Consider the following 26048-nt stretch of genomic DNA (forward strand, 5'->3'; position numbering starts at 1 on the left):
TCAGGCGGGTTTGCGGGCGGCGAGAATGAAGATCATCGGGCGCTCCTGCTCTTCGCCCAGCGCCGGATTAGCGGCGATTTGCTGCGCGCTGGGGCCCCATTCGTTCAAATGCTGGATGATAAACCCTTGCTGCGCCAGCGGGTTGATATAGCCGCCAAGCGTGCGGTGCTGCTTGATGACGCCTTCCGCCAGCCAGTTGGAAACGCGCTGGCCTTCTCGCTGGTAACCGTTGAGCGGCCAGGATTTCTGCCCGTTGCCGTCGGTCAGCCAGCCCTGCTGCGCCGGGGCGGTGTAGATCGGGTGCTCGGCGGTGAAGATGAACTGCCCGCCGGGTTTCAGCGCGGCGTAAACCGTGGCGAACAGCGCGGGCAAATCCTCGAGGTAGTGCAGCGTCAGCGAGCTGTAGACCAGATCGTAACTTTCCGGCGGCAGCTGCAGCTGCGCCAAATCCTGCCGACGGTACTCGATACCCGCGTCGGCGGTCATCTCCCGCGCCTTGGCCAGCATTTTTTCCGAAACGTCCAGCCCCAGCACGCTGGCTGCGCCCTGTTCGCGCGCGCTGCGGCAAAACCAGCCGTAGCCGCAGCCGAGATCGACCACGCTTTTGCCCTGCAAATCCGGCAGGATGCGGCGGATGGCGGGCCATTCCGGCGCGCCGTCCAGGCCGTGCTGCGAGCGGCTGAGCTGCGCATAGCCGTCGAAGAAGGCCTGATTGTCATAGATGTTTTGCGTCATGATGACTCCTTAGTGAATGACGGCGGCGGAATGCCGCTGCCATACCGTGCATATTGCTGCATAATTCTACGCTGACAACATGAATAACGGGAATGACGATGGACATGATTTCGGTGCGGCAAGCGCCCGAGCTGGCGCCGCGCGCCATTGCGTATTTTCAGCGGCACTGGGCCACGGCAGAGACGCTGATGATGTATGAAGACGCCATCAACCGCAGCCTCGGCGCCGCCAACCCGCTGCCGCAGTGGTACCTGCTGATGGAAAATGACCAGATCCTCGGCTGTGCGGGGCTCATCACCAACGACTTTATCAGCCGTGGGGAGTTGTATCCCTGGCTGTGTGCGCTCTACGTAGAAGAGACGCAGCGCGGCAGGGGCTACGGCGCCAAACTGATTGAGCATGTAGCTGCGGAAACCCGCCGGCTGGGCTTCCCGCAGCTGCACCTGTGCACCGATCTGGAAGGGTATTACGAACGCAGCGGCTTCGTTTATAACGGGCTCGGGTATCACCCCTGGGGCGAAGCCTCACGGGTCTATTCACGGGCGCTGTGATCGCCCTCGCCGGGGGCGTGTAAGACAAACCTGACTTTTCTTTCACCTCATCGCGCATCGCGGTTACACTGGCCGCTTGTTCGCCACCGACCGGGTTAATTCGCCGCCGCGATGAGAGTGCCACGTCAGCTACAGCAACGCGTTACCGCCTGCATCGCCATTATGGCGGTGCTGTTGCTGTTTGTGGCGCCGGTGGTGTCGAAATCGCTGACGCACCACCCGATGATGGGCGGCATGACGCAGTCGGCAGCCGCTATGCCGCACGACATGCACGGGATGGCGATGCCCGCCGCCGAACATGCCGGCCACCACGGCATGGACCCGGCGGAGATGACTTTCTGCGGCTATTGCGAGCTGCTGATCCACGTGCCGCTACTGCTGTGGGCATTCGTCCCGCTGCTGTGGCTGATGACGCGCATCGCGCGCCTGCCTTGCGCGCCGCGTATCGTTTCTCCGCTCCTTCGGCGCCTTACTCTGCGGCCAAGCCCGCGCGGGCCGCCCGGCCAGCCGTTTTTCCTTATTGCTTGATCATGGGTAATGCCGTCCGTATCGCTGCGGACGGTTTGCCTGCGCGCACAGTTTGAAAAACGAGAAAGGCCATGTCTTCAATAACCAAAACTCCACCTGCCGCATCGCCGCGTGGCGCGATGCTGAACCTGATCAGACGGCTGCATTTCTATATCGGCCTGCTGGTCGCTCCTTTTATTCTGGTCGCCGCACTGACCGGCACGCTGTATGTGCTGACCCCGCAGCTTGAAGAGGCGCTGTATCGCGATGCGCTTTTCACCGAACCGCACGGGCAGGCGAGATCGCTGGCTGACCAGATCGCCGCCGCCCGCCGTGTGGCGGGTGACGAGGCGCGCATTTACGCCGTGCGTCCGGCACCCGGCGCAATGGACACCACGCGCGTACAGTTCGCGGGCGCCGATCTGGGCGCTTCCGAGTCGCGCGCGCTGTTTGTCGATCCTTACACCCTGGCGATCAAGGGCGACATGACGGTGTACGGCACCTCTGGCGTGCTGCCGCTGCGCACCTGGCTGGACAAGCTACACAGCAGCCTGCTGCTCGGCGACCTGGGGCGCAACTACAGCGAGCTGGCGGCCTCCTGGCTGTGGGTGGCCGCGCTGGGTGGCGTGGCGCTGTGGCTGGCGACGCGGCCGAAGCGCAAGCTGAAAAGGGCAAAAGGGGGCTTCGCCGCCAGCCGCCATTGGCATATCACGCTGGGCGTGGCGCTGCTGGCCGGGCTGCTGTTCTTCTCGGCTACCGGGTTGACCTGGTCGCAGTGGGCCGGCAGCAACATCGACGCACTGCGGGCCAACCTGGGCTGGCTGACGCCGCAGGTCAACACCAGCCTGCAGGCCGATGCGCCGCAGATGCCGGCCGATCCGCACGCCGAGCACCGCGGGATGATGCCGGGCATGAAGATGAACCCTGCCGTGCAGGCCAATGCGCTGAACGGCGACTGGGATCGGGCGCTGCACGCTGCGCGCGCCGCCGGGATCGACGCCGCCAAGGTCGAGCTGCGCCAGCCGAAAGGCGAGGGCAAAGCCTGGACGGTAACCGAAGTGGATCGCAGCTGGCCGACGCAGGTGGACGCGGTTGCCATCGCACCGCAAAGCTTCGCCGTCATCGATCAGGTGCGGTTCGACACCTTCCCGCTCATCGCCAAGCTGACCCGCTGGGGCATCGACGCCCACATGGGCATTCTGTTCGGCTTGCCGAATCAGCTGCTGCTGGCGGCGTTTGGCCTTGGGCTGTGCTTGATGATCGTGCTGGGTTACCGCATGTGGTGGAGTCGCCGCCCGGCGGCGGGGGCGCAGCATCCGGTGCAGACGCTGGTTGCCGCCTGGCTGGCGCTTTCCCTGCCGGCGCGCGCCGCCACGCTGCTGGTGGCTTCCGCACTGGGGTATTGCCTGCCGGTGATGGGCGTGAGCCTCGCGGCGTTGCTGCTGGTGGACGTATGGCGCTGGCGCGGCCAGCGGCAAGGCCTTCAGGACGAAACGCCGGAAGCGGCCGCCCGCCGCGCCGAGGTGCGCAAGTTCCGCGCGGCGGTGGCGACAGTGGCGGTGGCGGTCGGTTGCGTGATGGGCCGGGCGATCCTCGGCGGCACCGTCGAACAGTTTCAACTGCCGATCGGTGACTGGAGCGCACAGATGGTGATCATGCAGAGCCTGATGGTGCTGCTGTATACGCTGGTGTTCACCCTGCTGCTTTCCATTCCGCTGTGGTATTTCTTCCTGGGGGAAAAAGAGGGGCGGTGAGGTAGCGTCCGGCATACCTGCGGGCATGCCGGATATTTGGTAATGGGGCTTAAGCACGTATCATCTCACCGGATAGGCAATTTCCACTGAAAGGAAGCGAACGATGACGTTTGAACAACGAAGGGACAAGGCGATAGCGCTGATGGAGGAAAAGAAGATGTGGCGGAGCAACTATGCGCCGCCAATCTTGCGCCTGCTGTGGCGAATGGATGTGAATATGCCACCGCCGCCGTTTGCGCCTTTCTGGCTGAATATGCTGTTCTTCGGCATTTGGTTTGGCCCGCTGTGGGGCGTGCTGATGTGGTTCATGGTATGGAAAAATCAGGGATATACCGGTGAAGAGGCCCTGACATTAAGCCTCGCCGCCGGCCTGTTGTTTGGCTTTTTTATGGCGCTTTTCCACTACAGGCGGAAAAAGGCGAACAGGCTGCCGGACTGGAACTCGCTTTGACACGTTGGTGACGAACAGACACAAAAAAGCCCGCAACCGAAGTTGCGGGCTTTTTCGCTATTATCGCCGGGTCTATCTGGTTCACTGGCGACGTATTTGGTGGAGCTGGGGGGATTTGAACCCCCGTCCGAAATTACTACACCGTCGGCACTACATGCTTAGTCCAATCTTTACATTCGCCGGCCAGCTGCGGATGGACACGCTACTGACAGACTAGCCTGATTGAGTTTAACGCTTCAGCCCCAGGCAGGACATCCACGCGATCTCTTTTGGGTTTGACCTCTCTTGATCCCCGTCCTAAGAGCGGAGGCTAGGGAGAGAGGGCTCTAAGCAGGGTATTAAGCTGCTAAAGCGTAGTTTTCGTCGTTTGCGACTATTTTTTTGCGGCTTTTTACGAGGCCAACCGCCCCTCGGCATGCTCCTAGGGCTTCGCAAATCCCGTCGAATCCAGAATCAGCCCCAAGTAACTTTGTGCAGTATACCAGAAGTTTACCTCGATAAGCCAGCGGCTTAACGATTGGCGTGCTTCATGATACGGGCTTTCGCCGTCTGCCATTCGCGATCTTTGATGTCATCGCGTTTGTCGTGCTCTTTCTTGCCTTTGGCTACGCCGATCTTGATCTTGCTCCAGGCATTTTTCCAATACAGGGACAAGGCCACCACAGTGTAACCGTCGCGGTTGACGCGGCCGAGCAGGGTGTCCAGCTCGCGTCGGTTCAGCAGCAGTTTACGGGTACGCGTTGGATCGCACACCACATGCGACGAAGCCACGTTGAGTGGGGTGATGGTGGCGCCAAACAGGTAGGCTTCACCGTCACGGAACGTCACGTAGCTGTCGCTGAGGTTGGCTTTGCCTGCACGCAGCGATTTAACTTCCCACCCTTGCAGCGACAGGCCCGCCTCGAACTCTTCTTCAATGAAGTATTCGAAACGCGCGCGCTTGTTTTGGGCAATGGTGGCGGAACCGGGTTTGTGTGCTTTTTTCTTTGTCATAGTGCGTTCATTATACTGGATGCTCCAGCGAAAGAAATCCTTTCCCGTTCAGCACCTGCGCAATTTTTCGCATTTTTGGTTCCCTCATCCCGTAGCAGATTTTTTGTTTGCCGCCAGATAAATGGTATTATCTGTACGTTTTATGTCTTACAGGAAATGATATGCCCCAGATCAGTCGGTCTGCATTAGTGCCGTTCAGCGCCGAGCAGATGTATCAGTTGGTTAACGATGTTCATTCTTACCCCGATTTTCTGCCAGGCTGCACCGGCAGCCGGGTGCTTAATGCTACCTCCAACGAGATGACCGCCGCGGTGGACGTCGCCAAGGCCGGTATCAGCAAGACTTTCACCACGCGCAATACGCTACTGGATAACCAGAGCATCAATATGCAGCTGGTCGATGGCCCGTTCCGCAAGCTGATGGGCGGCTGGCAGTTCACGCCGCTGAGCGAAGAGGCCTGCAAGGTGGAGCTGCACCTGGACTTCGAGTTCACCAACAAACTGATTGAGTTGGCGTTCGGCAAGGTATTCAAAGAGCTGGCGGGCAACATGGTGCAGGCATTCACCCAGCGGGCGAAAGAGGTCTACAGTGTCTGACATCCAGGTCGAGGTGGTGTACGCCTTGCCGGAGCGGCAGTACCTGCGCAAGGTGAAGCTGGCCGAAGGCAGCAGCGTCGAGCAGGCGATTCAGGCTTCAGGCCTGCTGGAGCTGCGCCAGGATATCGATCTTAAAAGCAACAAAATCGGCATTTACAGCCGCCCGGCCAAGCTGGGCGATACGCTGAACGATGGCGACCGGGTGGAGATTTACCGGCCGCTGATCGCCGATCCGAAAGAGCTGCGCCGGCAACGGGCAGAAAAGGCAAAAAAATAAGGCGCTTATAGCGCCTTATTTTTTATCTGAAACTGATTTTCTCTTCCGCGTTGCAGCCTGCGACTGTCATGAGGAACACCTGCCCCCTCATGGGCCGGAAGAGCGGGCAGCGCCGATTACTTGGTCAGCGCCGGTTTGTTCTGGATGTCGGTCAACACGCCTGCGCTGTCGAAGGTCAGCGTCAGCGTCTGCTGGGTGATATCTTCATGGCCAGGCTGCTGGCGGAACACATAGAACCACGTCTGAGTTCCGAACGGGTCTTGCAGCATTGGGGTACCCAATGTGTAAGCGACCTGTTGTTGGGTCATCCCTTTCTGAATTTTCGCCACGTCGGTCGACGTCAGGTAGTTCCCCTGGTTGATGTCAGGACGATAAACCACCTTTTCAAAAGTAGAACAGCCTGCAGTCAGCATCACAAGAACTACAGCGGCGGCAGTCAGCGTTTTACAGCGCATAGTAATCACATTCCTTTAGGGCATAGGATGCCGATGATAATAGACCTTGCGGCAGTTGGAAACCTTTATACCCTTCATCTTTCACGTTGCGACGCGTTGGCTTTCCTTTAGCACCTCAAGCGCTTGGCCTGTTTCGGGCCGTTGAGGAGGCTTAAGATCACCGCCGCGCCGCACTTTAGATATATTTCGGGTCAACAGCGTCACTGTCAGACCGCAGGAAAGTGAAAAAGTTGAGCTTTTTTATGCCGCCAGCAGTTCTTTGGCGTTCGCCAACGTATTGCGGGTGACTTCGCTGCCACCGAGCAGGCGCGCCAGCTCCTGCAGCCGGGCGCGTTTATCCAGCGGCGCCATCTGGGTTTCGGTGACCGTGCCGTCGGTCTTCTTGCTGACGAACAGGTGCTGATGCCCGCATCCGGCCACCTGCGGCAGGTGAGTCACGCACATCACCTGGGTGGATTCGCCGAGCTGGCGCAGCAGACGGCCGACGATGGCGGCGGTCGGGCCGCTGATGCCCACGTCCACCTCATCGAAGATCAGCGCCGGAGTTTCCATCTTGCGGGCGGTGATCACCTGAATGGCCAGCGCGATGCGCGACAGCTCACCGCCGGAGGCGACCTTCGCCAGCGGTTGCAGCGGCTGCCCCGGGTTGGTGGAGACGCAGAACTCGGTGCGGCTGGCCCCTTCGGCGCTCAGATGCTGCGGTTCGAAGCGCACGTCGATGTTGAATTTGCCGTGCGGCATGGAGAGCGCTTGCATGCTGTCGGTGATGAGCGTGGTCAGCTCGGCGGCGTAGTGCAGGCGTTTCTGGTGCAGCTCTTCCGCCAGCGCCAGCGCCTGCTGGTGATGCAGGATGACCGCCTCGTTCAGGTGCTCATGGTCGCTTTCCTGCTGCGACAGCAACTGCTGTTCATCCAGCAACTGCTGATGCAGCTGCGGCAGCTCTTCCGGCGCGACCTGGTGTTTGCGCGCCAGGCTGATTTGACGCGACAGGCGCTGTTCCAGCTCGTGCAGGCGATTGGGATCGAGATCCATGCGATCGGCGTAATGGCGCAGTTCGTCGCTGGCTTCGCTGATCTGGATAGAGGCCTCTTCCAGCATGTCCAGCAGGCCGCCGAGCTTGTCGTCCAGCCCGGCCAGCTCAAGCAGCAGGTGTTTGGCGCTGTAGAGCTGGCTGAGCATGTTGTTCTCGTCGCTGTCGGCCAGCAGCTGCAGCGTCTGCTGGCTGAGGGTCAGCAGCTGGCCGCTGTTGGCCAGGCGTTTGTACTCGGCGTCGGTCTGCTCGAACTCGCCGGTCTGCGGCGCGAATTCGTTCAGCTCTTTCAATTGGTATTGCAGCAGCTGCTTGCGCGCTTCGCGCTCGATGGACTGCTGCTGATGGTGCGCCAGCTCGCGGCAGCTCTGATGCCAGCGTTGGTAGGCCTGGCTCATCGCCGCCAGCAGGGCGGGTTCGTCGGCGTAGGCGTCGAGCAGCGCTTTTTGGTGCTCTGGCTTGAGCAGCAGCTGATGGGCATGTTGACCGTGGATTTGGATCAGGCGTTGCCCCAGTTCGCGCAGCTGCGACAGCGGCACGGCGGTGCCGTTGATAAAGCCGCGTGAACGGCCGTCGGCGTTGATCACGCGGCGCAGCAGGCATTCGTTGCTGTCGTCCAGCTGGTTCTGTTCCAGCCATTCGCGCGCGGACGGGGTGTCCGCCAGCGAGAAGCGGGCGCAGAGGTCGGCGCGGGCGGCTCCCAGGCGCACCACGTTGCCGTCGGCGCGGTTGCCGAGGCACAGCCCCAGCGCATCGATGGCGATGGATTTGCCGGCGCCGGTTTCACCGGTGATCGCCGTCATGCCCGGTTGAAAATCGATTTCCAACTCACGAACGATAGCAAAGTTGCTGATGGTTAATTGCGCCAGCATGGGAACCTTCCTGTGTATAAACACATAACTGTAGTTTCATACAGTATAGACTGGTTTTATATACAGTAAAGTGGCCGGCGCAGATTTTAGAACAATTTTTTCGACCAGCCCAGCTTGGTGCTTAACGTGTTGAAATAGCTGTAGTCCTTCGGATGAATCAGATTCAGGTGGAAATCGCTGCGGCGGATAAGCACTTCTTCCCCTTCCTGGATTGGCAGCGCGATCTGGCTGTCGCAGCTGATCTCCAGATCGCTGCCGATCTGCGAAAACTTCAGGCGGATGGTGCTGTCGCCGTTGATCACCAGCGGCCGGGCGGAGAGAGTGTGCGGGAACATCGGCACCAGCGCGATCGCCTCCAGCGACGGGGTGAGGATCGGCCCGCCGGCGGAGAGCGAGTAGGCGGTGGAGCCGGTCGGCGTGGCGATGATCAGGCCGTCGGAGCGCTGCGAGAAGGCGAAGCGATCGTCGATGTACACTTCGAATTCGATCATGTGCGCCACTTTGCCGGGGTGCAGCACCACTTCGTTGATGGCGGTGCTGATGCGGCACTGCTGGTGCTCTTTATGCACGATGGTTTCCAGCAGGAAACGCTGTTCGTCGATGTATTCGCCTTCCAGCACGTCCGCCAGCTGCTGCAGGGCGTTGTCGGGATCGAGATCGGTGAGGAAGCCGAGGTTGCCGCGGTTGACCCCGATCACCTTGATGTCGTAACGCGCCAGCACGCGCGCGGCGCCGAGCATGTTGCCGTCGCCGCCGACCACTACCGCCAGATCGGCCTGCTGGCCGATATCCGCCAGGCTGCCGGTCACGGCGTCTTTCAGCCCCAAATCATGGGCGATCTGGCGTTCGACCATCACTGAATAGCCGCGGGCGACCAGCCAGTGGAACAGCATCTCGTGGGTTGCCAGCGCTGAAGGGTGACGCGGGTGGCCAACAATGCCAATACAGGCGAATTTTTTATTCATTTGTTGTGATTTTCCTCACCGGGACCCGTTTATGCCCCACATTGTGACCGGTTGACTTGAAACCCCGGTTTTGATCCCCATAATAAGCCAAGTTGCGAGATTAATGCTAAAACGCGGAGATATTCATGAGTAGTAAAGAACAGAAGACGCCAAACGAGCAAGTCTCGGAAGAAATGGAACAACACGCTCATCACGATGATACGCTGCCGGAAGCGGCGGAAGGCGTCGATCTGCGCGATGCGCGTATCGCCGAACTGGAAGCCCAACTGGCGGAAGCGCAGCAGCACGAGCGCGACAGCCTGCTGCGCGCCAAAGCGGAAGCGGAAAACATCCGCCGCCGCGCCGAACTGGACGTCGAGAAAGCGCACAAATTCGCCCTGGAGAAATTCTCCGGCGATCTGCTGCCGGTGATCGACAACCTGGAGCGCGCGCTGGATCTGGCGGATAAAAACAATCCTGAACTGGCCGCGATGATCGAAGGCATCGAGCTGACGCTGAAATCGCTGCTGGACGTGGTGCGCAAGTATGGCATCGAAATCGTCGGCGACGTCAACGTGCCGTTCAACCCGGAAGTGCATCAGGCGATGAGCATGATGGAATCCGCCGATCACCAGCCGAACCACGTGATGATGGTGATGCAGAAAGGTTATACGCTGAACGGCCGCCTGCTGCGTCCGGCGATGGTCGCGGTCTCCAAAGCCAAGGCGTAATCGCCCCGGCAACGGCATAAAGAAAGGCACCCGAGGGTGCCTTTTTTGTCTCTGGATTATGCCTGCGGCAGGCGCGGCATCCAGTCGATCGGCGTGAGCCCTTGCTGCTCCAGCAGCTGATTGGCCTGCGAGAAGTGGCGGCAGCCGAGGAAACCGCGGTGCGCGGAGAGCGGTGACGGGTGCGGCGCCTTCAGCACATGGTGGCGGTTGCGGTCGATAAAGTTGCCTTTCTTCTGCGCGTGCGAGCCCCACAGCAGGAACACCACGCCTTCGCGGTTCTCATTCAGGGCGGCGATCACCTTATCGGTAAAGGTTTCCCAGCCCAGGTTGGCGTGCGAGTGCGCGCGGCCGCCTTCCACCGTCAGCACGGTGTTGAGCAGCAGCACCCCCTGTTCAGCCCAGCTTTGCAGGTAGCCGTGATCCGGGCGTTCGAAGCCGGGAATGTCGGTCGCCAGCTCTTTATACATGTTCACCAGCGACGGCGGCGCCGGCACGCCGGGGCGCACCGAGAAAGAGAGGCCGTGCGCCTGATTGGGCCCGTGATACGGATCCTGGCCGAGGATGACGACCTTGACGTCCGCCAGCTCGGTATAGCGGAAAGCGTTGAACACGTCCTTCTGCGGTGGATAAATGGTCTTACCGGCCTGACGTTCAGCGGCAACAAAGGCGAGCGTTTCAACAAAATAGGGTTGCTCTTTCTCTTTGCCGATCACGTCATGCCAGGTGAGGGAGGTGGCCATAAACGCTCTCCTTTGTTTTCTTTAGCAATTCATGGGCTATAGCTTACCGTTTCGGCACGCGCAGCGAAACCCGCTTTTCATTTCTCACTGTCACGCGTAATGCAATTATTTTTGAAAATTTACAAAAATAATTGGTTTTTGCCGCAGTGGGAAAATTGATATAAAACATAAATTTGCCCCTTCATGCCCTGTGCCTACCCGGTAAAAATTGACTTTAATCAAGGAACTGGCCCGGTCAGGCTGGTATACAGAACAACAAGACAACAATGGTTTTACCAAATGGCCGAAACCAGAATTGGGTTTTCTCACGACGTGAATTTTTACGCCCTTGTACGGAGGCAACATAATGATTACCGGTATTCAAATTACCAAAGCGAACGACCAGGCGCTGGTGAATTCTTTCTGGCTGCTGGATGATGAAAAAGCGGAAGCTCGCTGCGTGTGCGCCAAGGCCAACTACGCGGAAGATCAGGTTGTCGCAGTGAGCGACCTGGGCCAGATCGAATACCGTGAAGTGCCGCTGGAAATGCAGCCGACCGTGCGCGTGGAAGGCGGTCAGCACCTGAACGTCAACGTGCTGCGTCGCGAAACCCTGGAAGACGCGGTCAAGCACCCGGAAAAATACCCGCAGCTGACCATCCGCGTGTCCGGTTATGCGGTACGCTTCAACTCTCTGACGCCGGAACAGCAGCGCGACGTTATCGCCCGCACCTTTACCGAAAGCCTGTAATTTGCGGCGCAGTCAATCAGGGAGCTTCGGCTCCCTTTTCTGCGTTTGGCGGCCGAAAACCGAACGCGGATCACATTCTGTACAAAGATAAGCATTTCTAATACAGAACTCATCCGACCTGCCGATAGCTAAATCAGCACCTATTCAGGTGCTCAATAAAAAGTCTATCGACAAGGAGTCGGCATGAGTATGCCTTTAAGTTTTACCTCTGCAGTATCCCCGGTGGCCGCGATCCCTACACCTCGCGCCGCTGCCGAGACGGCGACGGCGGCGCAGCCTGCGGCAGCGCCGGCAAATCCGGCGCCGGTGGCCACCCCTTCTCAGAACACGCTCAATGCGCAGAATCTGTTGAATACGCTGGTCGGCGATATCTCCGCGGCGGCCCCGACGGCGGCGGCAGCGCCGGGCGTGACCCGGGGGCAACAATCGCAGGAAGGTGATTATGCGTTGGCGCTGTTGGCCAAGGACGTTTATTCACTGAACGGCCAGGGCGCTGCCGGGTTCAACCGCCTGAGCGACAGCGCGCTGCTCGGTTTCGGCATTGATCCCGCCAGCCTGCACGACGCGGGCAGCGGTTTCCAGGCCGGGGTTTACAGCAACGACAAGCAGTATGTGTTGGCGTTCGCCGGCACCAACGACTGGCGCGACTGGCTGAGCAACGTGCGGCAGGCGACGGGCTATGACGATGTGCAGTACAATCAGGCGGTTGCCGCTGCCAAAAGCGCCAAGGCGGCCTTCGGCGATGCGCTGGTGATCGCCGGCCATTCGCTTGGCGGTGGTCTGGCGGCCACGGCTGCGCTGGCGACCGGTACCGTCGCGGTCACCTTCAACGCGGCTGGGGTGTCGGATTACACCCTGAATCGCCTGGGTATCGATCCGGCGGCGGCGAAGAAAGATGCCGAAGCCGGCGGCATTCGCCGCTACAGCGAGCAATATGACATGCTGACCAGCACCCAGGAGTCGACCTCGCTGATCCCGGACGCCATCGGCCACAACATCACCCTGGCCAACAACGATACCCTGACCGGTATCGATGACTGGCGGCCGAGCAAGCATCTGGATCGCAGCCTGACGGCGCACGGCATCGACAAGGTGATAAGCTCGATGGCGGAACAAAAGCCGTGGGAGGCGAAGGCTAATGCCTGAAGGGCGTCGCTTGCGGCGGGCGCTGGCGATAGCCTTACTGGCGCTGGTCGCGGTGACCGGTTTACTGATGATGGCTAAGGAGCAACAGATGGGGCAGGAGATTTCGCCGTTTGACGGCCGCAGCAATCTGGCGCTGGCTCAGGCGGTGGCGCGTGGCGATACGCAGGGTATCCGTGCACAGGCCACGCAGGATCGCTTGCGCGAACGGGGCGATCGACAGGTCACGCTGTTGCAGTGGGCGGTGCTTTCGCTGCAGCCGGGTAGCGTGCAGGCGTTGCTGGATCTCGGCGCCGACCCGGCGGCGGCGGGGCTGGACGGCAACAGCGCGTTGCACACCGCGGCGATGTTGCAAGATGCGCAGTACCTGCGGCTGTTGCTGGCCGAAGGGGCGCAGGTGAACGTGCGTAATGCCGTTACCGGCGCCACGCCGCTTGCGGCGGCGGTGCTGGCCGGGCGCGAAGAGCAACTGCGTCTGTTGCTGGCGGCCGGGGCGGACACCACCTTGAGCGATCGGCTGGGGGATACCCCGCTGCATCTGGCGGCGAAGATTAACGCGCCGCACCTGGCGCTGCTGCTGTTGCAGGCCGGGGCCGATGCCCGGGCACGCAACCAGCAGGGCGTCGTGTTCCAGTTTTACTTCTCGCAAACGCCGGCGCATTTGCAGAATGACGAGCTGAAGGCGCAGTTCCGCGAGCTGGACAAATGGCTGCAGGGGCATCGCCTGGCCACGCACTACGCGCAGCAGTAAACGCCCATAAAAAAACCGCCTGTACAGGCGGTTTTTTCTTAGGCAGCGGTGGTTATTCCGCGTCGCCGGCCGGTTTGGCCTTCGCCTGACGGCGTTTGCCGACGTTTTTGGCGTCGCGATGGCGCACTTTCACCTTGGCCTTTTCTTTGTTCTTCGCCTTGTCTTCCGCGCGCTTGGCCAGCACTTTCTTCGACGGTTTACCGTTGCTCTTCTCGTTCGGCACCTTGGTTTTCGGCCGCAGTTCGTCGATCACGCGCGCTTTCAGCGGCTCGTTCAGGTAACGGCCCACTTTGCCCAGCAGCAGATGGTCGTGCGCTTCCACCAGCGAAATGGCGGTGCCTTTGCGCCCGGCGCGGCCGGTACGCCCGATGCGGTGCAGGTAGGTATCCGCCGTGCGCGGCATGTCGAAGTTGAACACGTGGGTGATATCGAGGATATCCAGGCCACGTGCGGCAACGTCGGTGGCGACCAGCACGTTAACCCGGCCATCCATCATGCGTTTGACCGCCTCGTTGCGTTTGGCCTGCACCATTTCGCCTTCGAGATAGCAGGTGTTGATGCCCGCTTCGCGCAGCCAGGTGGCCAGCTCATGCACGCGCTCGCGCTTGCGCACGAAGATCACCGATTTCTGCACGTCTGGCTGCTGCAGCAGGTGGATTAGCAGCGCGGTTTTGTGCTGCACGTCATCGGCGCGGTAGTACCACTGCAGGATCTTTTTGCGTTCGCGGCGCGACGGATCGGCCTCCACTTCCACCGGCTCTTTCAGGATGCGCTCGGCGAATTCGCGGATCGCTTCGCCTTCCAGCGTGGCGGAGAACAGCAGCGTTTGGTTGCGCCAGCGGGTTTCGGCGGAGATGGTTTCGATGTCCTGCGCGAAGCCCATGTCGAGCATGCGGTCGGCTTCGTCGAGGATCAGGGTTTCCACCGCGCGGCAGTCGAAGTTCTCTTCTTTAATGTATTGCAGCAAGCGGCCGGTGGTGGCGACCACCACGTCCTGGTTTTCGCTGAACACTTCCGCGTGGTTCATGTAAGCGACGCCGCCGGTGATGGTGGCGATATCCAGCGAGGTATGAGCAGCCAATTCACGCGCCTGGTCGGCGACCTGCATCGCCAGTTCACGCGTTGGCGTCAGGATCAGCACGCGCGGCGGGCCGGATTTTTTGCGTGGAAAGTCCAGCAGGTGCTGCAAAACGGGCAGCAGGAAGGCGGCGGTTTTGCCGGTGCCGGTCGGAGCCGAACCTAAGACGTCGCGCCCGTCCATCGCCGGCGGGATCGCTGCGGCCTGAATGGCGGTGGGGCGATCGTAGCCTTTGTCGCGCAGCGCGTCGATCAGGCGATCATCGAGTTCGAGTTCGGAAAAAGTGGTTGCTGTCATGGTCTACCTCTACTTGGGGCGCCGATTATAGACGGGTTGGCCGCGATCTTCACCTATTTAAGCGGAAAGCCGCTCTTTTCCCGCCGATCAGATTGCCTTATGCTACGCCAGTTTTATAGCCAGGTGGTGAGTGTGAGCAAGCGATCGAAAGCCGATTTTACCCCGCGCCGCGGGGGTTTTACCTTTAAACAATTCTTTGTCGCCCACGATCGTTGCGCCATGAAAGTGGGCACCGACGGGGTGCTGCTCGGCGCCTGGGCACCGCTGGGGCAGGCGCGCCGGGTGCTGGACATCGGCTGCGGCAGCGGGCTGATCGCGTTGATGCTGGCGCAGCGCAGCGGCGACGAAGTGACCATCGACGCGGTGGAACTGGATGAAGCCGCCGCCGGCCAGGCGCGCGAAAACGCGGCGGAATCGCCGTGGCCACAGCGCATCCGCGTGCATGCGCAGGATATTCATCATTATGCGCAGCGGCATGCCGCTGAGTATGATCTGATCGTCAGTAATCCGCCGTATTTCGAGCCGGCGGTGGCCTGCCGCGACCAGGCGCGCCACAACGCGCGCTACACCGAAACCCTGACGCACGGCGCGCTGTTGGCCTGCGCGGCGCAGCTGCTGGCGGAACAGGGGACGTTCTGCGTGGTGCTGCCGCACGACGTTGGCGCCGAATTCGAACGCCTGGCGCTGCAAAGCGGCTGGCATACGGCGGTGAAAGTGAACGTCAGCGACCGGGCCGATACGCCGCTGCACCGGGTGTTGCTGGCGCTGACACGGCGCGAAACGCCGCTGCAGGCGCAGGCGCTGGCGATCAAACAGGCCGATGGCAGCTACACCGACGATTTCCGCCGATTGATCACCGACTTCTACCTGTTCTACTGAAAAGAAAAGGGCGCCGATAAGGCGCCCTGTCGCAGAGTTTAAGGCTGCAAAATGGTCGGCAGCGCTTCCGGCAGCAAATCCGGGTAGTCCAGCGTGTAGTGCAGGCCGCGGCTCTCTTTGCGCGCCATGGCGCTGCGCACGATAAGCTCGGCCACCTGCACCAGATTGCGCAGCTCCAGCAGGTTGTTGGAGATGCGGAAGTGCGCGTAGTACTCGTCGATTTCCGCCTGCAGCGTGTTGATGCGGCGCAGGGCGCGCTCCAGCCGCTTGGTGGTGCGCACGATGCCGACGTAATCCCACATGAACAGCCGCAGCTCGTGCCAGTTGTGCTGAATCACCACCCGTTCGTCCGCATCGTCCACCCGGCTTTCATCCCAGTGCGGCACCTGTTTGGCCTGCTGGATGAACGGCAGGCGCTGCAGAATGTCTTCCGCCGCCGACCAACCGTAAACTAGGCATTCCAACAGCGAGTTCGACGCCATGCGGTTGGCGCCGTGCAGGCCGGTGTAGCTGACTTCGCCGATGGCGTACAGCCCGTCGAGATCGGTGCGGCCGTGCTGATCGACCATCACGCCGCCGCAGGTGTAGTGCGCCGCCGGGACGATGGGGATCGGTTGCCGAGTCAGATCGAAGCCCAGCGTCAGCAGCTTTTCGTGGATCATTGGGAAGTGCTGGGTGATGAACTCCGCCGGCTTGTGGCTGATGTCCAGGTACATGCAGTCGGCGCCCAGGCGCTTCATTTCATGGTCGATGGCGCGGGCGACGATATCGCGCGGGGCCAGTTCGCCGCGTGGGTCGACATCCGGCATAAAGCGGCTGCCGTCCGGGCGCTTCAGGTAAGCGCCTTCGCCGCGCAGCGCTTCGGTCAGCAGGAAGTTGCGCGCCTGCGGGTGGAACAGGCAGGTCGGGTGGAACTGGTTGAACTCCAGGTTGGCGACCCGGCAGCCGGCGCGCCAGGCCATGGCGATGCCGTCGCCGGAGGAGATATCGGGGTTGGTGGTGTATTGGTACACCTTGGCCGCGCCGCCTGTCGCCAACACCACCGTTTTGGCGCGGTAGGTTTCCACCTGCTCCAGCTCGCGGTTCCAGACGTAAGCGCCCACGACTCGGCGGGTGCCCGGCAGGCCGATTTTATTCGAGGTGATAAGGTCAACCGCGTTGCGGCGCTCCATCACGCAAATATTGGGGTGAGCGCTTGCTTTCCCCACCAGCGTGGTCTCTACTTCCTTACCGGTCGCGTCCGCGGCGTGCAGGATGCGGCGATGGCTGTGGCCGCCTTCGCGCGTGAGGTGATAATGCGCCTCGCCCTGCGCGTTGATCTCGGTGTCGAACAGCACGCCCTGATCGATCAGCCACTGCACGCAGTGGCGCGCGTTGCCGGCGATGAATTCGACGGCCTCTTTGTCACACAGGCCGGCACCGGCAATCAAAGTGTCATCAACGTGTGAGGCAATGCTGTCCGTCTCATCGAACACCGCGGCGATCCCGCCCTGGGCGTAAAAGGTGGCCCCCTCGCTGAGCGGCCCCTTGCTGAGAACGGTAACCTTACAATGCTGCGCCAGGCGCAGCGCCAGTGACAGGCCCGCAGCGCCGCTGCCGACGATCAGGACATCGCTAACATGTTCAGATGATGGTTGCATAACGTATGATGTGTGCAGAAGAAGAGTGAATTTCATGTTAGCCTAACTGTCCGGGCAAAAGCCACGGATAGGGTGACATCAACAGAAAAAACAATGGCGATATGGAACTTCGTGTTCTATATGAACTCCAAGCGAGTGCTTGCTCAGGAAAATAATGTATGGCTGGCAGTACAATTTTACGCGTGGAGACGGATTTGGGGAGAGTTTACCTCGGATGAGCGAGCAGTTAACGGATCAAGTTCTGGTCGAGCGGGTCCAAAAGGGCGATCAGAAGTCGTTTAACCTACTGGTAGTGCGCTATCAGCATAAGGTGGCGAGTCTCGTTTCCCGCTATGTGCCGCAGGGCGATGTGCCCGATGTGGTGCAGGAGTCGTTTATCAAGGCCTATCGCGCACTGGAATCGTTCCGTGGCGACAGCGCTTTTTATACCTGGTTGTATCGAATCGCCGTGAACACGGCAAAGAATTATCTGGTTGCTCAGGGGCGCCGTCCGCCATCCAGTGATGTGGACGCCAACGATGCGGAAAATTACGAAAGTGCGGGCGCACTGAAAGAAATTTCGAACCCTGAGAACTTAATGTTGTCAGAAGAGCTGAGACAGATAGTTTTCCGTACCATTGAGTCTCTCCCTGAGGATCTTCGCATGGCGATTACCTTGCGGGAGTTGGATGGTCTAAGCTACGAAGAGATAGCCGCCATCATGGATTGCCCGGTCGGAACCGTACGTTCGCGTATTTTCCGCGCCCGGGAAGCTATCGATAATAAAGTTCAACCGCTGATCCAGCGTTAGCAATGGCGGGCACAGGAAGGGTACTTAGGCATGCAGAAAGAAAAGCTTTCCGCTCTGATGGATGGTGAATCGTTCGACAGCGAGCTGTTGAGTTCTCTGTCGCAAGATCGAACGCTTCAACAAAGCTGGCAGAGCTATCACCTGATACGTGACACGCTGCGAGGTGATGTCGGACAAGTGATGCATCTCGACATCGCCGATCGCGTAGCCGCTGCACTTGAGAAAGAACCCGCCCGGCTGGTACCTTCCGCCGTTCAGGAATCTCAGCCGCAGCCTCACACCTGGCAGAAAATGCCGTTCTGGGACAAAGTGCGTCCTTGGGCGAGCCAGATTACGCAAATCGGTATGGCGGCCTGCGTGTCTCTGGCGGTGATCGTCGGCGTGCAGCAGTACAACCAGCCTTCTGCGCCATCGAACGCGTCCGAATCGCCGGCCTTCACCACGCTGCCGATCATGGGCCAGGCCTCGCCGGTCAGCCTGGGCGTGCCTGCCGACAGTTTCTCTACCGGCAGCGGTCAACAGCAGCAGGTGCAGGAACAGCGTAAGCGTATCAACGCCATGCTGCAGGACTATGAGCTGCAACGTCGCCTGCATTCGGATCAGCTGCAGCTTGAGCAAGGCAACCCACAACAGGCTGCCATTCAGGTTCCCGGAACTCAGTCTTTAGGAATGCAACAGCAGTAATGAAGCAAATCTGGTTCTCCGTTTGTTTATTGACGGGCAGCCTGCTCTATTCCAGCATCGCCCCGGCGCAGCCAACTGCGTCCGGGGCGTTATTGCAACAGATGAGCAGCGCCAGCCGTTCTCTCAATTACGAGCTCGCCTACATCAGCATCAGCAAGCAGGGAATCGAGTCGTTGCGCTATCGCCATGCGGTGATCGGCAACGTGCCGCTCGGCCAGCTGCTGCATATGGATGGCCCGCGTCGCGAAGTGTTGCAGCGCGGCGGCGGGATCAGCTACTTCGAACCCGGTCTGGAACCGTTCACGCTCACCGGCGATCACATCGTCGATGCGCTGCCGGCGATCGTCTATGCCGATTTCACTCGTCTGGCCAAGTATTACGACTTCATCTCCGTGGGCAGCACCCGCATCGCCGATCGGCCGTGTGAAGTGCTGCGCGTAGTGGCGCGCGACGGTTCCCGCTACAGTTACATCGTCTGGATGGACGAAGACACCAAGCTGCCGCTGCGGGTGGATTTGCTCGATCGCGACGGCGAAACGCTGGAGCAATATCGGGTGATCTCCTTCGCGGTCGGCGCCGACGTGCAGGGCGCGATGCAGGGGCTGCTCAAAGCCAACCTGCCGCCGCTGCTGTCGCTGCCGGCGGTGGAAAACGTCCAGCTGAGCTGGAGCACCGGCTGGTTGCCGGCCGGCGTGGACGAGGTGGCGCGCAATCGCCGCAAATTGCCGAATGTCGCCGTGCCGGTTGAATCCCGGCTCTACAGCGACGGCCTGTTCAGCTTCTCGGTCAACGTCAGCCCGGCGGGCAGCGGAGCCGGGCAGCAGTACTACCGTCAGGGGCGCCGCACCATTCAGACCGAAGTGCGCGCGGGCAACGAAATCACGATTGTGGGCGAATTGCCGCCGGCGACGGCCAAGCGCATCGCCGACAGCATTTCTTTCAAGGTATCGCCGTAATGATGAAAGAGTGGGCCACGGTGGTTTCGTGGCAACAGGGCGTAGCGCTGCTGCGCTGTGAACCCAAGGCCGGCTGCGGCAGCTGCACCGCGCGCTCCGGCTGTGGCGCGCGTGCGCTGAACGAGCTGGTGCCGGAAACCGAGCATCAGCTGCAGGTGCATATCGATCAGCCGCTCGAACCGGGGCAGCGCGTCGAGGTCGGCATCGCGGAAGGCAGCCTGCTGCGCTCCGCCATGCTGGTTTACCTGACGCCGCTGCTGGGCATGATGCTGGGCGGCACGTTGTTGCAATATTGTTTCGGCAGCGACGCCTCGGCGGCAGTCGGCGCCGTACTGGGCGGCGGGGCGGCCTTTATGCTGGCGCGCCGGTTGGCCCGGCATTTGGGCGAGCAGGCCGACTACCAGCCGGTGGTGCTGCAGATTGGGTTGCCGCCTACCGCGATGCGCATGCAGGCGGAAAACTCCCCGCTGATTTAAACCGACGGTCGCGTCATCGCCGGGTTGTGATAGGCGGTGATGCGGTTGTGGATCATATGCTCCAACAGCGCGATGAACAGATCGGCGCTGAGCAGCGAATCGTAGTTAATCGCGAACAGCAGATTTCCCTGGCCGTCGAGCAAGCGGATGCCGCGCTGCGGATGGTTTTCCAAGGTGCGGATCTGCTCGATCGGCACGTTTCCCCGTTCAGTCGTCAGCAAGGTGGCGCTCAGCCGCAGCGTTTCGGTCGGCGTGCCTTGCCGCTTGCCGAGCAGCAGCTGCCACAGCCAGCGCGCGTCGCCCTCAACGGTGTGAAACGACACCGTCTCCCCTTGATAGAGCGCATTCAACGCCAGCGGCCCGCGCTGCTGCAGCTGTTGGTCGACGATCACGTCCGCCAACCGCCACGAATGGGCGATATTGCTGAAAACCGTGCACCAGGGCTGATCCGCACCGGTGCGAAACGCCGTGACGTCAAACAGCCCGCCAAAAGCCTTGCCGCCGCGAAAGCGATAGATATCACCGATCTTCTCAAACGGGATGAAACGCTCTTTGTGATGGTGGTCGTCAAAGACCCGCACGCCGTGCTCGTACAGGCGATAGGTTAGCGTTGGGCGCAGATAATGCCGCAGCGCCAGCAGCGTACAGCCGAGTAAAATCGTGCCCGCGCCGGCCTGCAACAGCGTGATGACCTCGCTCTCGTCAATGCTGCTCAGCAGCGGCAGCACCAACAGCGCCGCCCCCACGCTAAACAGCAGCGCCGCCGCTGCCAGAATGCCCCAGTTGACCTTCGAAAAATCGTGCCGGCTCAGCATTTGCCCTTTATCGATCATAATGCACCTTCCAATCAACGTACGCAGATATGCTGGTGAACCCCGGTGGGCTGCCGATGTAGTGCCCGGAATAATGTTTTGTCGCGGAGTTCACGCCCTTTCTATCCGAGGGACGGTGGTGGCGTATATGGGGTTTTTCCTAAAGGATGTGGGGCAAAATCGAATTCTAAGAGGTTGATCCAAATATTCTTTTTCGATAATTTCAGAAGGGGTTTATTGCGCTGCGGCCGGTTATGTATTAGCACCGGAGTTTGATGGCCACGGAGCACCGGCAAGCCTCGGGTTCAGGCTGTATTGTCCGCGTTAACATCTGTTTTCACCCGCCGGGGCGACCTGTAACATTTAGCGGCGCATAATAGAATGCCTTCACTGCACCGATCGCTAGGTTTTCAGTGGTGTGGCATGTAGAATGCAGCGATTCAGGTGCAAGACGGCCTCACCCATTCACTGTCGCTTTAGGTCCATGCGGGTTTCTATAGGCGAGTAATTCAGAAATACCAAGGCAGAAAAACTTTTATAATGAAGCATATACGAAATTTCTCCATTATTGCCCATATTGACCACGGTAAGTCGACGCTGTCTGACCGCATTATCCAAATCTGCGGCGGCTTGTCCGACCGTGAAATGGCTGCGCAGGTGCTCGATTCCATGGATCTGGAGCGCGAGCGCGGCATTACCATCAAGGCGCAGAGCGTAACGCTGGATTATAAAGCGCTGGATGGGCAGACCTATCAGCTTAACTTTATCGACACCCCTGGCCACGTTGACTTCTCCTATGAAGTCTCCCGCTCGCTGGCGGCCTGCGAAGGCGCGCTGCTGGTGGTGGACGCCGGTCAGGGCGTAGAAGCCCAGACGCTGGCCAACTGCTACACCGCGATCGAAATGGATCTGGAAGTGGTGCCGGTGTTGAACAAAATCGACCTGCCGGCCGCCGATCCGGATCGCGCCGCGCAGGAAATTGAAGACATCGTCGGCATCGACGCTACCGATGCGGTGCGCTGCTCGGCCAAAACCGGCGTCGGTGTGCCTGAGGTACTGGAGCGTCTGGTGCGCGACATTCCTGCGCCGCAGGGCGATCCGGATGCGCCGCTGCAGGCGTTGATCATCGACTCCTGGTTCGATAACTACCTGGGCGTCGTGTCTCTGGTGCGCGTCAAGAACGGCACGCTGCGCAAGGGCGACAAGATCAAGGTCATGAGCACCGGCCAGGTGTATAACGCCGATCGTTTGGGTATCTTCACGCCGAAGCAGGTCGATCGCGACGTGCTGAACTGCGGCGAAGTGGGCTGGCTGGTCTGTGCGATCAAAGACATCCTCGGCGCGCCGGTGGGCGATACCCTGACGCAGGCGCGTCAGCCGGCGGATAAAGCGCTGCCGGGCTTCAAGAAAGTGAAGCCGCAGGTGTACGCCGGTCTGTTCCCAATCAGCTCCGACGACTATGAATCTTTCCGTGATGCGCTGGGCAAGCTGAGCCTTAACGACGCGTCCCTGTTCTACGAGCCGGAAAGCTCCACCGCGTTGGGCTTCGGCTTCCGCTGCGGCTTCCTCGGTCTGCTGCACATGGAGATCATTCAGGAACGTCTGGAGCGTGAATACGATCTGGATCTGATCACCACCGCGCCGACGGTAGTCTACGAAGTGGAAACCACCGGCAAAGAAGTGATCTACGTCGACAGCCCGTCCAAGCTGCCGCCGCTGAACAACATCCAGGAACTGCGCGAGCCGATCGCCGAATGTCACATGCTGATGCCGCAGGAATACCTGGGCAACGTCATCACCCTGTGCGTTGAGAAACGCGGCGTGCAGACCAACATGGTTTACCACGGCAACCAGGTGGCGTTGACTTATGAAATCCCGATGGCGGAAGTCGTGCTCGACTTCTTCGACCGCCTGAAGTCCACGTCGCGCGGTTATGCGTCGCTGGATTACAACTTCAAGCGTTTCCAGGCCTCCGACATGGTGCGCGTGGACGTGCTGATCAACAACGAGCGCGTGGATGCGCTGGCGCTGATCACCCACCGCGACAACTCGCAGTACCGCGGCCGTGAACTGGTGGAGAAGATGAAAGAGTTGATCCCGCGTCAGCAGTTCGACATTGCGATTCAGGCGGCGATCGGCACGCACATCATCGCGCGCTCCACCGTGAAGCAGCTGCGTAAAAACGTGCTGGCGAAATGCTACGGCGGTGACGTCAGCCGTAAGAAAAAGCTGCTGCAGAAACAGAAAGACGGTAAGAAGCGCATGAAGCAGGTCGGCAACGTCGAGCTGCCGCAGGAAGCGTTCCTGGCCATTCTGCACGTCGGTAAAGACGGCAAGTAACCGCGACGAGTTCGCGAAACGAGGGAGTTTGCATGGCGAATATGTTTGCCCTGATCCTGGCGTTGGCCACCCTGGTCACTGGGATCATCTGGTGCTTCGAGCGCTTTAAATGGGCGCCGGCCCGCCGCGCGAAGATTGCGGCGGTCAACGAGCAGACCGCGGGCGCAGTAGACGATAAAACGCTGGCGAAAGTGGCGAAGCAGCCAGGCTGGGTAGAGACCGGGGCATCGGTCTTCCCGGTGTTGCTGCTGGTCTTTGTGGTGCGCTCGTTTATTTACGAACCGTTCCAGATCCCGTCCGGATCAATGATGCCGACGCTGTTGATTGGCGATTTCATTCTGGTGGAGAAATATGCCTACGGCATTAAAGATCCGATTACCCAGACTACGCTCATTGAAACCGGCCATCCGAAGCGTGGCGATATTGCGGTATTTAAATATCCGCTGGATCCGAAGCTGGATTATATCAAGCGCGTGATTGGCCTGCCGGGCGACCGTATTACTTACGATCCGGTGAATAAGCGCGTCACGGTGCAGCCGTCCTGCAACAGCGGGCAGTCCTGCGATACCGCGCTGGCCGTGACCTACGCCGATGCGCAGCCGAGCGACTTCGTGCAGCTGTTCAGCCGCAGCGGCATGGGCGAGGCCAGCAACGGCTTCTATCAGATCCCGCTGAACGATAACGTGCCGTCGGGCGGTATTCGCATGCGTGAGCGCCAGGAAAGCCTCGGCAACGTCACGCATCGCATCCTGACCGTGCCGGACGCGCAGGATCGGGTGGGCGCTTACTACCAACAGCCGGGTAAACCGCTGGCGGAGTGGGTGGTGCCGGCCGGGCATTACTTCATGATGGGCGACAACCGCGATAACAGCGCGGACAGCCGTTACTGGGGCTTTGTGCCGGAGAAGAATCTGGTGGGTAAAGCCACGGCCATCTGGATGAGCTTTGAAAAACAGGAAGGTGAGTGGCCTACCGGCGTGCGTTTCAGCCGGATCGGCGGTATTCATTAATCGCTGACTGATTCCCTGTTAATTTCACGCCGCAGCCTACTGCGGCGTGAAAGATTAAGGGGATATAAACACAGCATTATGTTTCCACTCGTTGTAGAATACTTTCTCGAGCGATAAAAAGTTGGCCCCTGCTGGGAGCCACTGCAAACGAAACAGCTTTGGATCGGCTTTCGGCGAAGCAGGCCTGTTCCGTATGCTGCAAGTTTTTGACGCATTCTTGATCTATTGGTAACTCATGAACCCCATCGTAATAAACAGGCTGCAGCGGAAGCTGGGCTACACTTTTCAACAGCAGGAGCTTTTACTGCAGGCTTTGACTCACCGCAGCGCCAGCAGTAAACACAATGAACGTCTTGAGTTTCTGGGTGACTCGATTCTGAGCTTTGTCATCGCCAATGCGCTCTATCATCGCTTTCCTCGCGTAGACGAGGGCGATATGAGCCGCATGCGCGCCACGCTGGTGCGCGGCAATACGCTGGCGGAGATGGCACGCGAGTTTGACCTGGGCGAATGTCTGCGGCTTGGGCCGGGCGAATTGAAAAGTGGTGGGTTCCGCCGCGAGTCAATCCTGGCGGATACGGTGGAGGCATTGATCGGCGGCGTGTTCCTGGACAGCGACATCCAGACCGTCGAGCGCCTGATTTTGGACTGGTATCGCAGCCGGTTGGACGAAATCAGCCCCGGTGATAAGCAGAAAGACCCGAAAACCCGTTTGCAGGAATTTTTGCAGGGGCGTCATCTGCCGTTGCCTTCTTATTTGGTGGTGCAGGTTCGCGGTGAAGCGCACGACCAAGAGTTTACCATCCACTGCCAGGTGAGTGGTTTGAGCGAGCCCGTGGTGGGCACCGGCTCAAGCCGCCGTAAAGCCGAGCAGGCGGCAGCGGAACAAGCGCTGAAAAAGCTGGAGCTTGAATGAGTGAAGTAAAACAACACTGCGGTTTTATCGCCATCGTCGGCCGCCCGAACGTGGGCAAATCGACGTTGCTGAACCAACTGCTGGGGCAGAAGGTTTCCATTACGTCGCGTAAGCCGCAGACGACCCGTCACCGCATCATGGGCATCGACACCGATGGCGCCTATCAGGCGATCTACGTCGATACCCCTGGGCTGCACATCGAAGAAAAACGCGCCATCAACCGTTTGATGAACCGCGCGGCCAGCAGCTCGATCGGCGACGTCGAACTGGTGATTTTCGTGGTCGAAGGCACCAACTGGACCGCCGACGACGAAATGGTGGTCAACAAGCTGCGCAGCCTGCGCTGCCCGGTATTGCTGGCGATCAACAAGGTCGATAACGTCACTGACAAATCCAAGCTGTTGCCGCACATCGCGTTCCTCAGCCAGCAGATGAATTTCCTCGACGTGGTGCCTATCTCCGCCGAGAAAGGGATGAACGTCGACACCATCGCCGGCATCGTGCGCAAGCTGCTGCCGGAAGCGGAACACCACTTCCCGGAAGACTACATCACCGATCGCTCCCAGCGCTTTATGGCGTCCGAGATCATCCGTGAGAAGCTGATGCGTTTCCTGGGCGAAGAGCTGCCATATTCGGTGACGGTAGAAATCGAACAGTTCGTGGCCAACGATCGCGGCGGTTACGATGTGCACGGCCTGATCCTGGTCGAGCGCGAAGGCCAGAAGAAAATGGTCATCGGCAATAAAGGCGCCAAGATCAAAACCATCGGCATCGAAGCGCGCCAGGACATGGAAAAGATGTTCGACGCCAAAGTGCATCTGGAGCTGTGGGTGAAAGTGAAATCCGGTTGGGCGGACGACGAACGTGCGCTGCGCAGCCTGGGCTATGTTGACGATCTGAAGTAACGACC

Annotated in this window: 28 protein-coding genes and 1 other RNA gene; 19 read left to right on the forward strand and 10 right to left on the reverse strand. The window is 60.0% G+C overall.

Translation table 11 applies throughout. The features are described 5' to 3' along the window. Nucleotides 1-735, reverse strand: a complete 735-nt coding sequence (locus tag RE418_RS11580; RefSeq protein ID WP_043138344.1) for a bifunctional 2-polyprenyl-6-hydroxyphenol methylase/3-demethylubiquinol 3-O-methyltransferase UbiG — start codon at nt 733-735, stop codon at nt 1-3. Between the two features lie 98 nt (nt 736-833). Between RE418_RS11580 and RE418_RS11585 the strand changes: the two genes are divergently transcribed. From RE418_RS11585 to RE418_RS11600, 4 genes are all read left to right on the forward strand, one after another. Next, nucleotides 834-1286: a GNAT family N-acetyltransferase gene (locus RE418_RS11585; protein ID WP_043138456.1), complete on the forward strand. Its 453-nt coding sequence runs from the start codon at nt 834-836 to the stop codon at nt 1284-1286. A gap of 111 nt (nt 1287-1397) precedes the next feature. Next, nucleotides 1398-1814: a DUF2946 domain-containing protein gene (locus tag RE418_RS11590; RefSeq protein WP_233494350.1), complete on the forward strand. Its 417-nt coding sequence runs from the start codon at nt 1398-1400 to the stop codon at nt 1812-1814. A 71-nt stretch (nt 1815-1885) separates the two neighbouring features. After that, nucleotides 1886-3547 carry a DUF2534 family protein gene (locus RE418_RS11595; protein ID WP_049296132.1) on the forward strand — a complete coding sequence of 554 codons (1662 nt, stop codon included), beginning with the start codon at nt 1886-1888 and terminating at the stop codon, nt 3545-3547. 103 nt (nt 3548-3650) lie between these two features. Continuing rightward, the gene (locus tag RE418_RS11600) at nt 3651-3998 is read left to right on the forward strand and encodes a DUF6404 family protein (protein WP_043138333.1); all 348 of its coding nucleotides are present in this window, start codon (nt 3651-3653) and stop codon (nt 3996-3998) included. 97 nt (nt 3999-4095) lie between these two features. On the opposite strand, the gene ssrA is transcribed toward RE418_RS11600, so the two are convergent. Together ssrA and smpB are read right to left on the reverse strand one after the other, a co-directional pair. Continuing rightward, nucleotides 4096-4459: a transfer-messenger RNA gene (gene ssrA, locus RE418_RS11605) on the reverse strand. A gap of 49 nt (nt 4460-4508) precedes the next feature. Further along, nucleotides 4509-4991, reverse strand: a complete 483-nt coding sequence (gene smpB, locus RE418_RS11610) for an SsrA-binding protein SmpB (protein ID WP_016929804.1) — start codon at nt 4989-4991, stop codon at nt 4509-4511. A gap of 161 nt (nt 4992-5152) precedes the next feature. Between smpB and RE418_RS11615 the strand changes: the two genes are divergently transcribed. Continuing rightward, the gene (locus RE418_RS11615) at nt 5153-5587 is read left to right on the forward strand and encodes a type II toxin-antitoxin system RatA family toxin (protein WP_033648948.1); all 435 of its coding nucleotides are present in this window, start codon (nt 5153-5155) and stop codon (nt 5585-5587) included. Continuing rightward, nucleotides 5580-5864 (forward strand): RnfH family protein, encoded by a 285-nt coding sequence (locus RE418_RS11620; RefSeq protein ID WP_004929098.1) that lies wholly within the window; start codon nt 5580-5582, stop codon nt 5862-5864. Before RE418_RS11615 ends, RE418_RS11620 begins: the two co-directional genes overlap by 8 nt. A gap of 116 nt (nt 5865-5980) precedes the next feature. On the opposite strand, the gene bamE is transcribed toward RE418_RS11620, so the two are convergent. The 3 genes from bamE to nadK all read right to left on the reverse strand — a co-directional run bounded on the left by bamE (nt 5981) and on the right by nadK (nt 9186). Further along, a complete protein-coding gene (gene bamE / locus RE418_RS11625) occupies nt 5981-6319 on the reverse strand; it encodes an outer membrane protein assembly factor BamE (protein ID WP_004929101.1) in 339 nt (112 codons plus the stop codon). Nucleotides 6320-6559: 240 nt separating this feature from the next. Continuing rightward, complete coding sequence (gene recN, locus RE418_RS11630; RefSeq protein WP_043138331.1) at nt 6560-8221, reverse strand: DNA repair protein RecN; 1662 nt, start codon at nt 8219-8221, stop codon at nt 6560-6562. 86 nt (nt 8222-8307) lie between these two features. Next, a complete protein-coding gene (gene nadK / locus RE418_RS11635) occupies nt 8308-9186 on the reverse strand; it encodes an NAD(+) kinase (RefSeq protein WP_043138328.1) in 879 nt (292 codons plus the stop codon). Between the two features lie 125 nt (nt 9187-9311). Between nadK and grpE the strand changes: the two genes are divergently transcribed. Continuing rightward, complete coding sequence (gene grpE / locus RE418_RS11640) at nt 9312-9896, forward strand: nucleotide exchange factor GrpE (RefSeq protein ID WP_025303955.1); 585 nt, start codon at nt 9312-9314, stop codon at nt 9894-9896. Nucleotides 9897-9952: 56 nt separating this feature from the next. Here grpE and ung read toward each other — a convergent pair whose 3' ends face one another. Next, complete coding sequence (ung, locus tag RE418_RS11645) at nt 9953-10636, reverse strand: uracil-DNA glycosylase (protein WP_033635636.1); 684 nt, start codon at nt 10634-10636, stop codon at nt 9953-9955. Nucleotides 10637-10982: 346 nt separating this feature from the next. Between ung and grcA the strand changes: the two genes are divergently transcribed. The 3 genes from grcA to RE418_RS11660 all read left to right on the forward strand — a co-directional run bounded on the left by grcA (nt 10983) and on the right by RE418_RS11660 (nt 13260). Further along, nucleotides 10983-11366, forward strand: coding sequence for an autonomous glycyl radical cofactor GrcA (gene grcA, locus RE418_RS11650; RefSeq protein WP_004929114.1), 384 nt, complete (start codon nt 10983-10985; stop codon nt 11364-11366). 183 nt (nt 11367-11549) lie between these two features. After that, the gene (locus RE418_RS11655) at nt 11550-12512 is read left to right on the forward strand and encodes a DUF2974 domain-containing protein (RefSeq protein ID WP_025303953.1); all 963 of its coding nucleotides are present in this window, start codon (nt 11550-11552) and stop codon (nt 12510-12512) included. Beyond that, nucleotides 12505-13260, forward strand: coding sequence for an ankyrin repeat domain-containing protein (locus RE418_RS11660; protein WP_043138324.1), 756 nt, complete (start codon nt 12505-12507; stop codon nt 13258-13260). Before RE418_RS11655 ends, RE418_RS11660 begins: the two co-directional genes overlap by 8 nt. Before the next feature lie 52 nt (nt 13261-13312). On the opposite strand, the gene srmB is transcribed toward RE418_RS11660, so the two are convergent. Beyond that, complete coding sequence (gene srmB / locus RE418_RS11665; RefSeq protein ID WP_025303951.1) at nt 13313-14635, reverse strand: ATP-dependent RNA helicase SrmB; 1323 nt, start codon at nt 14633-14635, stop codon at nt 13313-13315. Between the two features lie 99 nt (nt 14636-14734). Between srmB and RE418_RS11670 the strand changes: the two genes are divergently transcribed. Continuing rightward, nucleotides 14735-15514 carry a tRNA1(Val) (adenine(37)-N6)-methyltransferase gene (locus tag RE418_RS11670; protein ID WP_025303950.1) on the forward strand — a complete coding sequence of 260 codons (780 nt, stop codon included), beginning with the start codon at nt 14735-14737 and terminating at the stop codon, nt 15512-15514. Nucleotides 15515-15552: 38 nt separating this feature from the next. On the opposite strand, the gene nadB is transcribed toward RE418_RS11670, so the two are convergent. Next, nucleotides 15553-17154, reverse strand: coding sequence for an L-aspartate oxidase (gene nadB / locus RE418_RS11675; RefSeq protein ID WP_025303949.1), 1602 nt, complete (start codon nt 17152-17154; stop codon nt 15553-15555). Between the two features lie 214 nt (nt 17155-17368). Between nadB and rpoE the strand changes: the two genes are divergently transcribed. The 4 genes from rpoE to rseC are packed head-to-tail and all read left to right on the forward strand — an operon-like array spanning nt 17369 to nt 20060. After that, on the forward strand, nt 17369-17944 hold the full coding sequence (gene rpoE / locus RE418_RS11680; protein ID WP_004929136.1) for an RNA polymerase sigma factor RpoE: 576 nt from the start codon (nt 17369-17371) through the stop codon (nt 17942-17944). Between the two features lie 30 nt (nt 17945-17974). Continuing rightward, entirely contained in the window at nt 17975-18628 is a 654-nt protein-coding gene (rseA, locus tag RE418_RS11685) for an anti-sigma-E factor RseA (RefSeq protein WP_016929795.1), read from the forward strand. Next, entirely contained in the window at nt 18628-19584 is a 957-nt protein-coding gene (gene rseB / locus RE418_RS11690) for a sigma-E factor regulatory protein RseB (RefSeq protein ID WP_025303948.1), read from the forward strand. Before rseA ends, rseB begins: the two co-directional genes overlap by 1 nt. After that, entirely contained in the window at nt 19584-20060 is a 477-nt protein-coding gene (rseC, locus tag RE418_RS11695; protein ID WP_049209570.1) for a SoxR-reducing system protein RseC, read from the forward strand. The genes rseB and rseC overlap by 1 nt, the downstream gene beginning before the upstream one ends. On the opposite strand, the gene RE418_RS11700 is transcribed toward rseC, so the two are convergent. After that, on the reverse strand, nt 20057-20893 hold the full coding sequence (locus RE418_RS11700) for a hypothetical protein (protein ID WP_025303946.1): 837 nt from the start codon (nt 20891-20893) through the stop codon (nt 20057-20059). The two genes, rseC and RE418_RS11700, sit on opposite strands and share 4 nt — an antisense overlap. Nucleotides 20894-21412: 519 nt before the next feature. Between RE418_RS11700 and lepA the strand changes: the two genes are divergently transcribed. The 4 genes from lepA (at nt 21413) to era (ending at nt 26043) form a co-directional block, all read left to right on the forward strand. Continuing rightward, nucleotides 21413-23212, forward strand: a complete 1800-nt coding sequence (gene lepA, locus RE418_RS11705; protein ID WP_025303945.1) for a translation elongation factor 4 — start codon at nt 21413-21415, stop codon at nt 23210-23212. A 32-nt stretch (nt 23213-23244) separates the two neighbouring features. Next, entirely contained in the window at nt 23245-24222 is a 978-nt protein-coding gene (lepB, locus tag RE418_RS11710; protein ID WP_015378805.1) for a signal peptidase I, read from the forward strand. Nucleotides 24223-24457: 235 nt separating this feature from the next. Next, complete coding sequence (gene rnc, locus RE418_RS11715; RefSeq protein ID WP_004929158.1) at nt 24458-25138, forward strand: ribonuclease III; 681 nt, start codon at nt 24458-24460, stop codon at nt 25136-25138. Next, nucleotides 25135-26043 (forward strand): GTPase Era, encoded by a 909-nt coding sequence (gene era, locus RE418_RS11720; protein ID WP_025303944.1) that lies wholly within the window; start codon nt 25135-25137, stop codon nt 26041-26043. The genes rnc and era overlap by 4 nt, the downstream gene beginning before the upstream one ends. Nucleotides 26044-26048: the final 5 nt, after the last annotated feature.

Origin of the sequence: Serratia sp. szju, from assembly GCF_044594185.1 — a bacterium.
Lineage (GTDB): Bacteria > Pseudomonadota > Gammaproteobacteria > Enterobacterales > Enterobacteriaceae > Serratia > Serratia bockelmannii.

What these genes read in the sequence shown, in the direction of transcription:
- RE418_RS11590 (WP_233494350.1), top strand. Translation starts at nt 1,398, where the DNA reads ATGAGAGTGCCACGTCAGCTACAGCAACGCGTTACCGCCTGCATCGCC.
- RE418_RS11670 (WP_025303950.1), top strand. Translation starts at nt 14,735, where the DNA reads ATGCTACGCCAGTTTTATAGCCAGGTGGTGAGTGTGAGCAAGCGATCG.
- era (WP_025303944.1), top strand. Translation starts at nt 25,135, where the DNA reads ATGAGTGAAGTAAAACAACACTGCGGTTTTATCGCCATCGTCGGCCGC.
- lepA (WP_025303945.1), top strand. Translation starts at nt 21,413, where the DNA reads ATGAAGCATATACGAAATTTCTCCATTATTGCCCATATTGACCACGGT.
- grcA (WP_004929114.1), top strand. Translation starts at nt 10,983, where the DNA reads ATGATTACCGGTATTCAAATTACCAAAGCGAACGACCAGGCGCTGGTG.
- smpB (WP_016929804.1), bottom strand. Translation starts at nt 4,991, where the DNA reads ATGACAAAGAAAAAAGCACACAAACCCGGTTCCGCCACCATTGCCCAA.
- RE418_RS11580 (WP_043138344.1), bottom strand. Translation starts at nt 735, where the DNA reads ATGACGCAAAACATCTATGACAATCAGGCCTTCTTCGACGGCTATGCG.
- RE418_RS11615 (WP_033648948.1), top strand. Translation starts at nt 5,153, where the DNA reads ATGCCCCAGATCAGTCGGTCTGCATTAGTGCCGTTCAGCGCCGAGCAG.
- lepB (WP_015378805.1), top strand. Translation starts at nt 23,245, where the DNA reads ATGGCGAATATGTTTGCCCTGATCCTGGCGTTGGCCACCCTGGTCACT.
- RE418_RS11700 (WP_025303946.1), bottom strand. Translation starts at nt 20,893, where the DNA reads ATGATCGATAAAGGGCAAATGCTGAGCCGGCACGATTTTTCGAAGGTC.
- bamE (WP_004929101.1), bottom strand. Translation starts at nt 6,319, where the DNA reads ATGCGCTGTAAAACGCTGACTGCCGCCGCTGTAGTTCTTGTGATGCTG.
- srmB (WP_025303951.1), bottom strand. Translation starts at nt 14,635, where the DNA reads ATGACAGCAACCACTTTTTCCGAACTCGAACTCGATGATCGCCTGATC.
- nadB (WP_025303949.1), bottom strand. Translation starts at nt 17,154, where the DNA reads ATGCAACCATCATCTGAACATGTTAGCGATGTCCTGATCGTCGGCAGC.
- rseC (WP_049209570.1), top strand. Translation starts at nt 19,584, where the DNA reads ATGATGAAAGAGTGGGCCACGGTGGTTTCGTGGCAACAGGGCGTAGCG.
- RE418_RS11585 (WP_043138456.1), top strand. Translation starts at nt 834, where the DNA reads ATGGACATGATTTCGGTGCGGCAAGCGCCCGAGCTGGCGCCGCGCGCC.
- RE418_RS11595 (WP_049296132.1), top strand. Translation starts at nt 1,886, where the DNA reads ATGTCTTCAATAACCAAAACTCCACCTGCCGCATCGCCGCGTGGCGCG.
- rnc (WP_004929158.1), top strand. Translation starts at nt 24,458, where the DNA reads ATGAACCCCATCGTAATAAACAGGCTGCAGCGGAAGCTGGGCTACACT.
- recN (WP_043138331.1), bottom strand. Translation starts at nt 8,221, where the DNA reads ATGCTGGCGCAATTAACCATCAGCAACTTTGCTATCGTTCGTGAGTTG.
- rseB (WP_025303948.1), top strand. Translation starts at nt 18,628, where the DNA reads ATGAAGCAAATCTGGTTCTCCGTTTGTTTATTGACGGGCAGCCTGCTC.
- RE418_RS11600 (WP_043138333.1), top strand. Translation starts at nt 3,651, where the DNA reads ATGACGTTTGAACAACGAAGGGACAAGGCGATAGCGCTGATGGAGGAA.
- grpE (WP_025303955.1), top strand. Translation starts at nt 9,312, where the DNA reads ATGAGTAGTAAAGAACAGAAGACGCCAAACGAGCAAGTCTCGGAAGAA.
- rseA (WP_016929795.1), top strand. Translation starts at nt 17,975, where the DNA reads ATGCAGAAAGAAAAGCTTTCCGCTCTGATGGATGGTGAATCGTTCGAC.
- nadK (WP_043138328.1), bottom strand. Translation starts at nt 9,186, where the DNA reads ATGAATAAAAAATTCGCCTGTATTGGCATTGTTGGCCACCCGCGTCAC.
- RE418_RS11655 (WP_025303953.1), top strand. Translation starts at nt 11,550, where the DNA reads ATGAGTATGCCTTTAAGTTTTACCTCTGCAGTATCCCCGGTGGCCGCG.
- rpoE (WP_004929136.1), top strand. Translation starts at nt 17,369, where the DNA reads ATGAGCGAGCAGTTAACGGATCAAGTTCTGGTCGAGCGGGTCCAAAAG.
- RE418_RS11660 (WP_043138324.1), top strand. Translation starts at nt 12,505, where the DNA reads ATGCCTGAAGGGCGTCGCTTGCGGCGGGCGCTGGCGATAGCCTTACTG.
- ung (WP_033635636.1), bottom strand. Translation starts at nt 10,636, where the DNA reads ATGGCCACCTCCCTCACCTGGCATGACGTGATCGGCAAAGAGAAAGAG.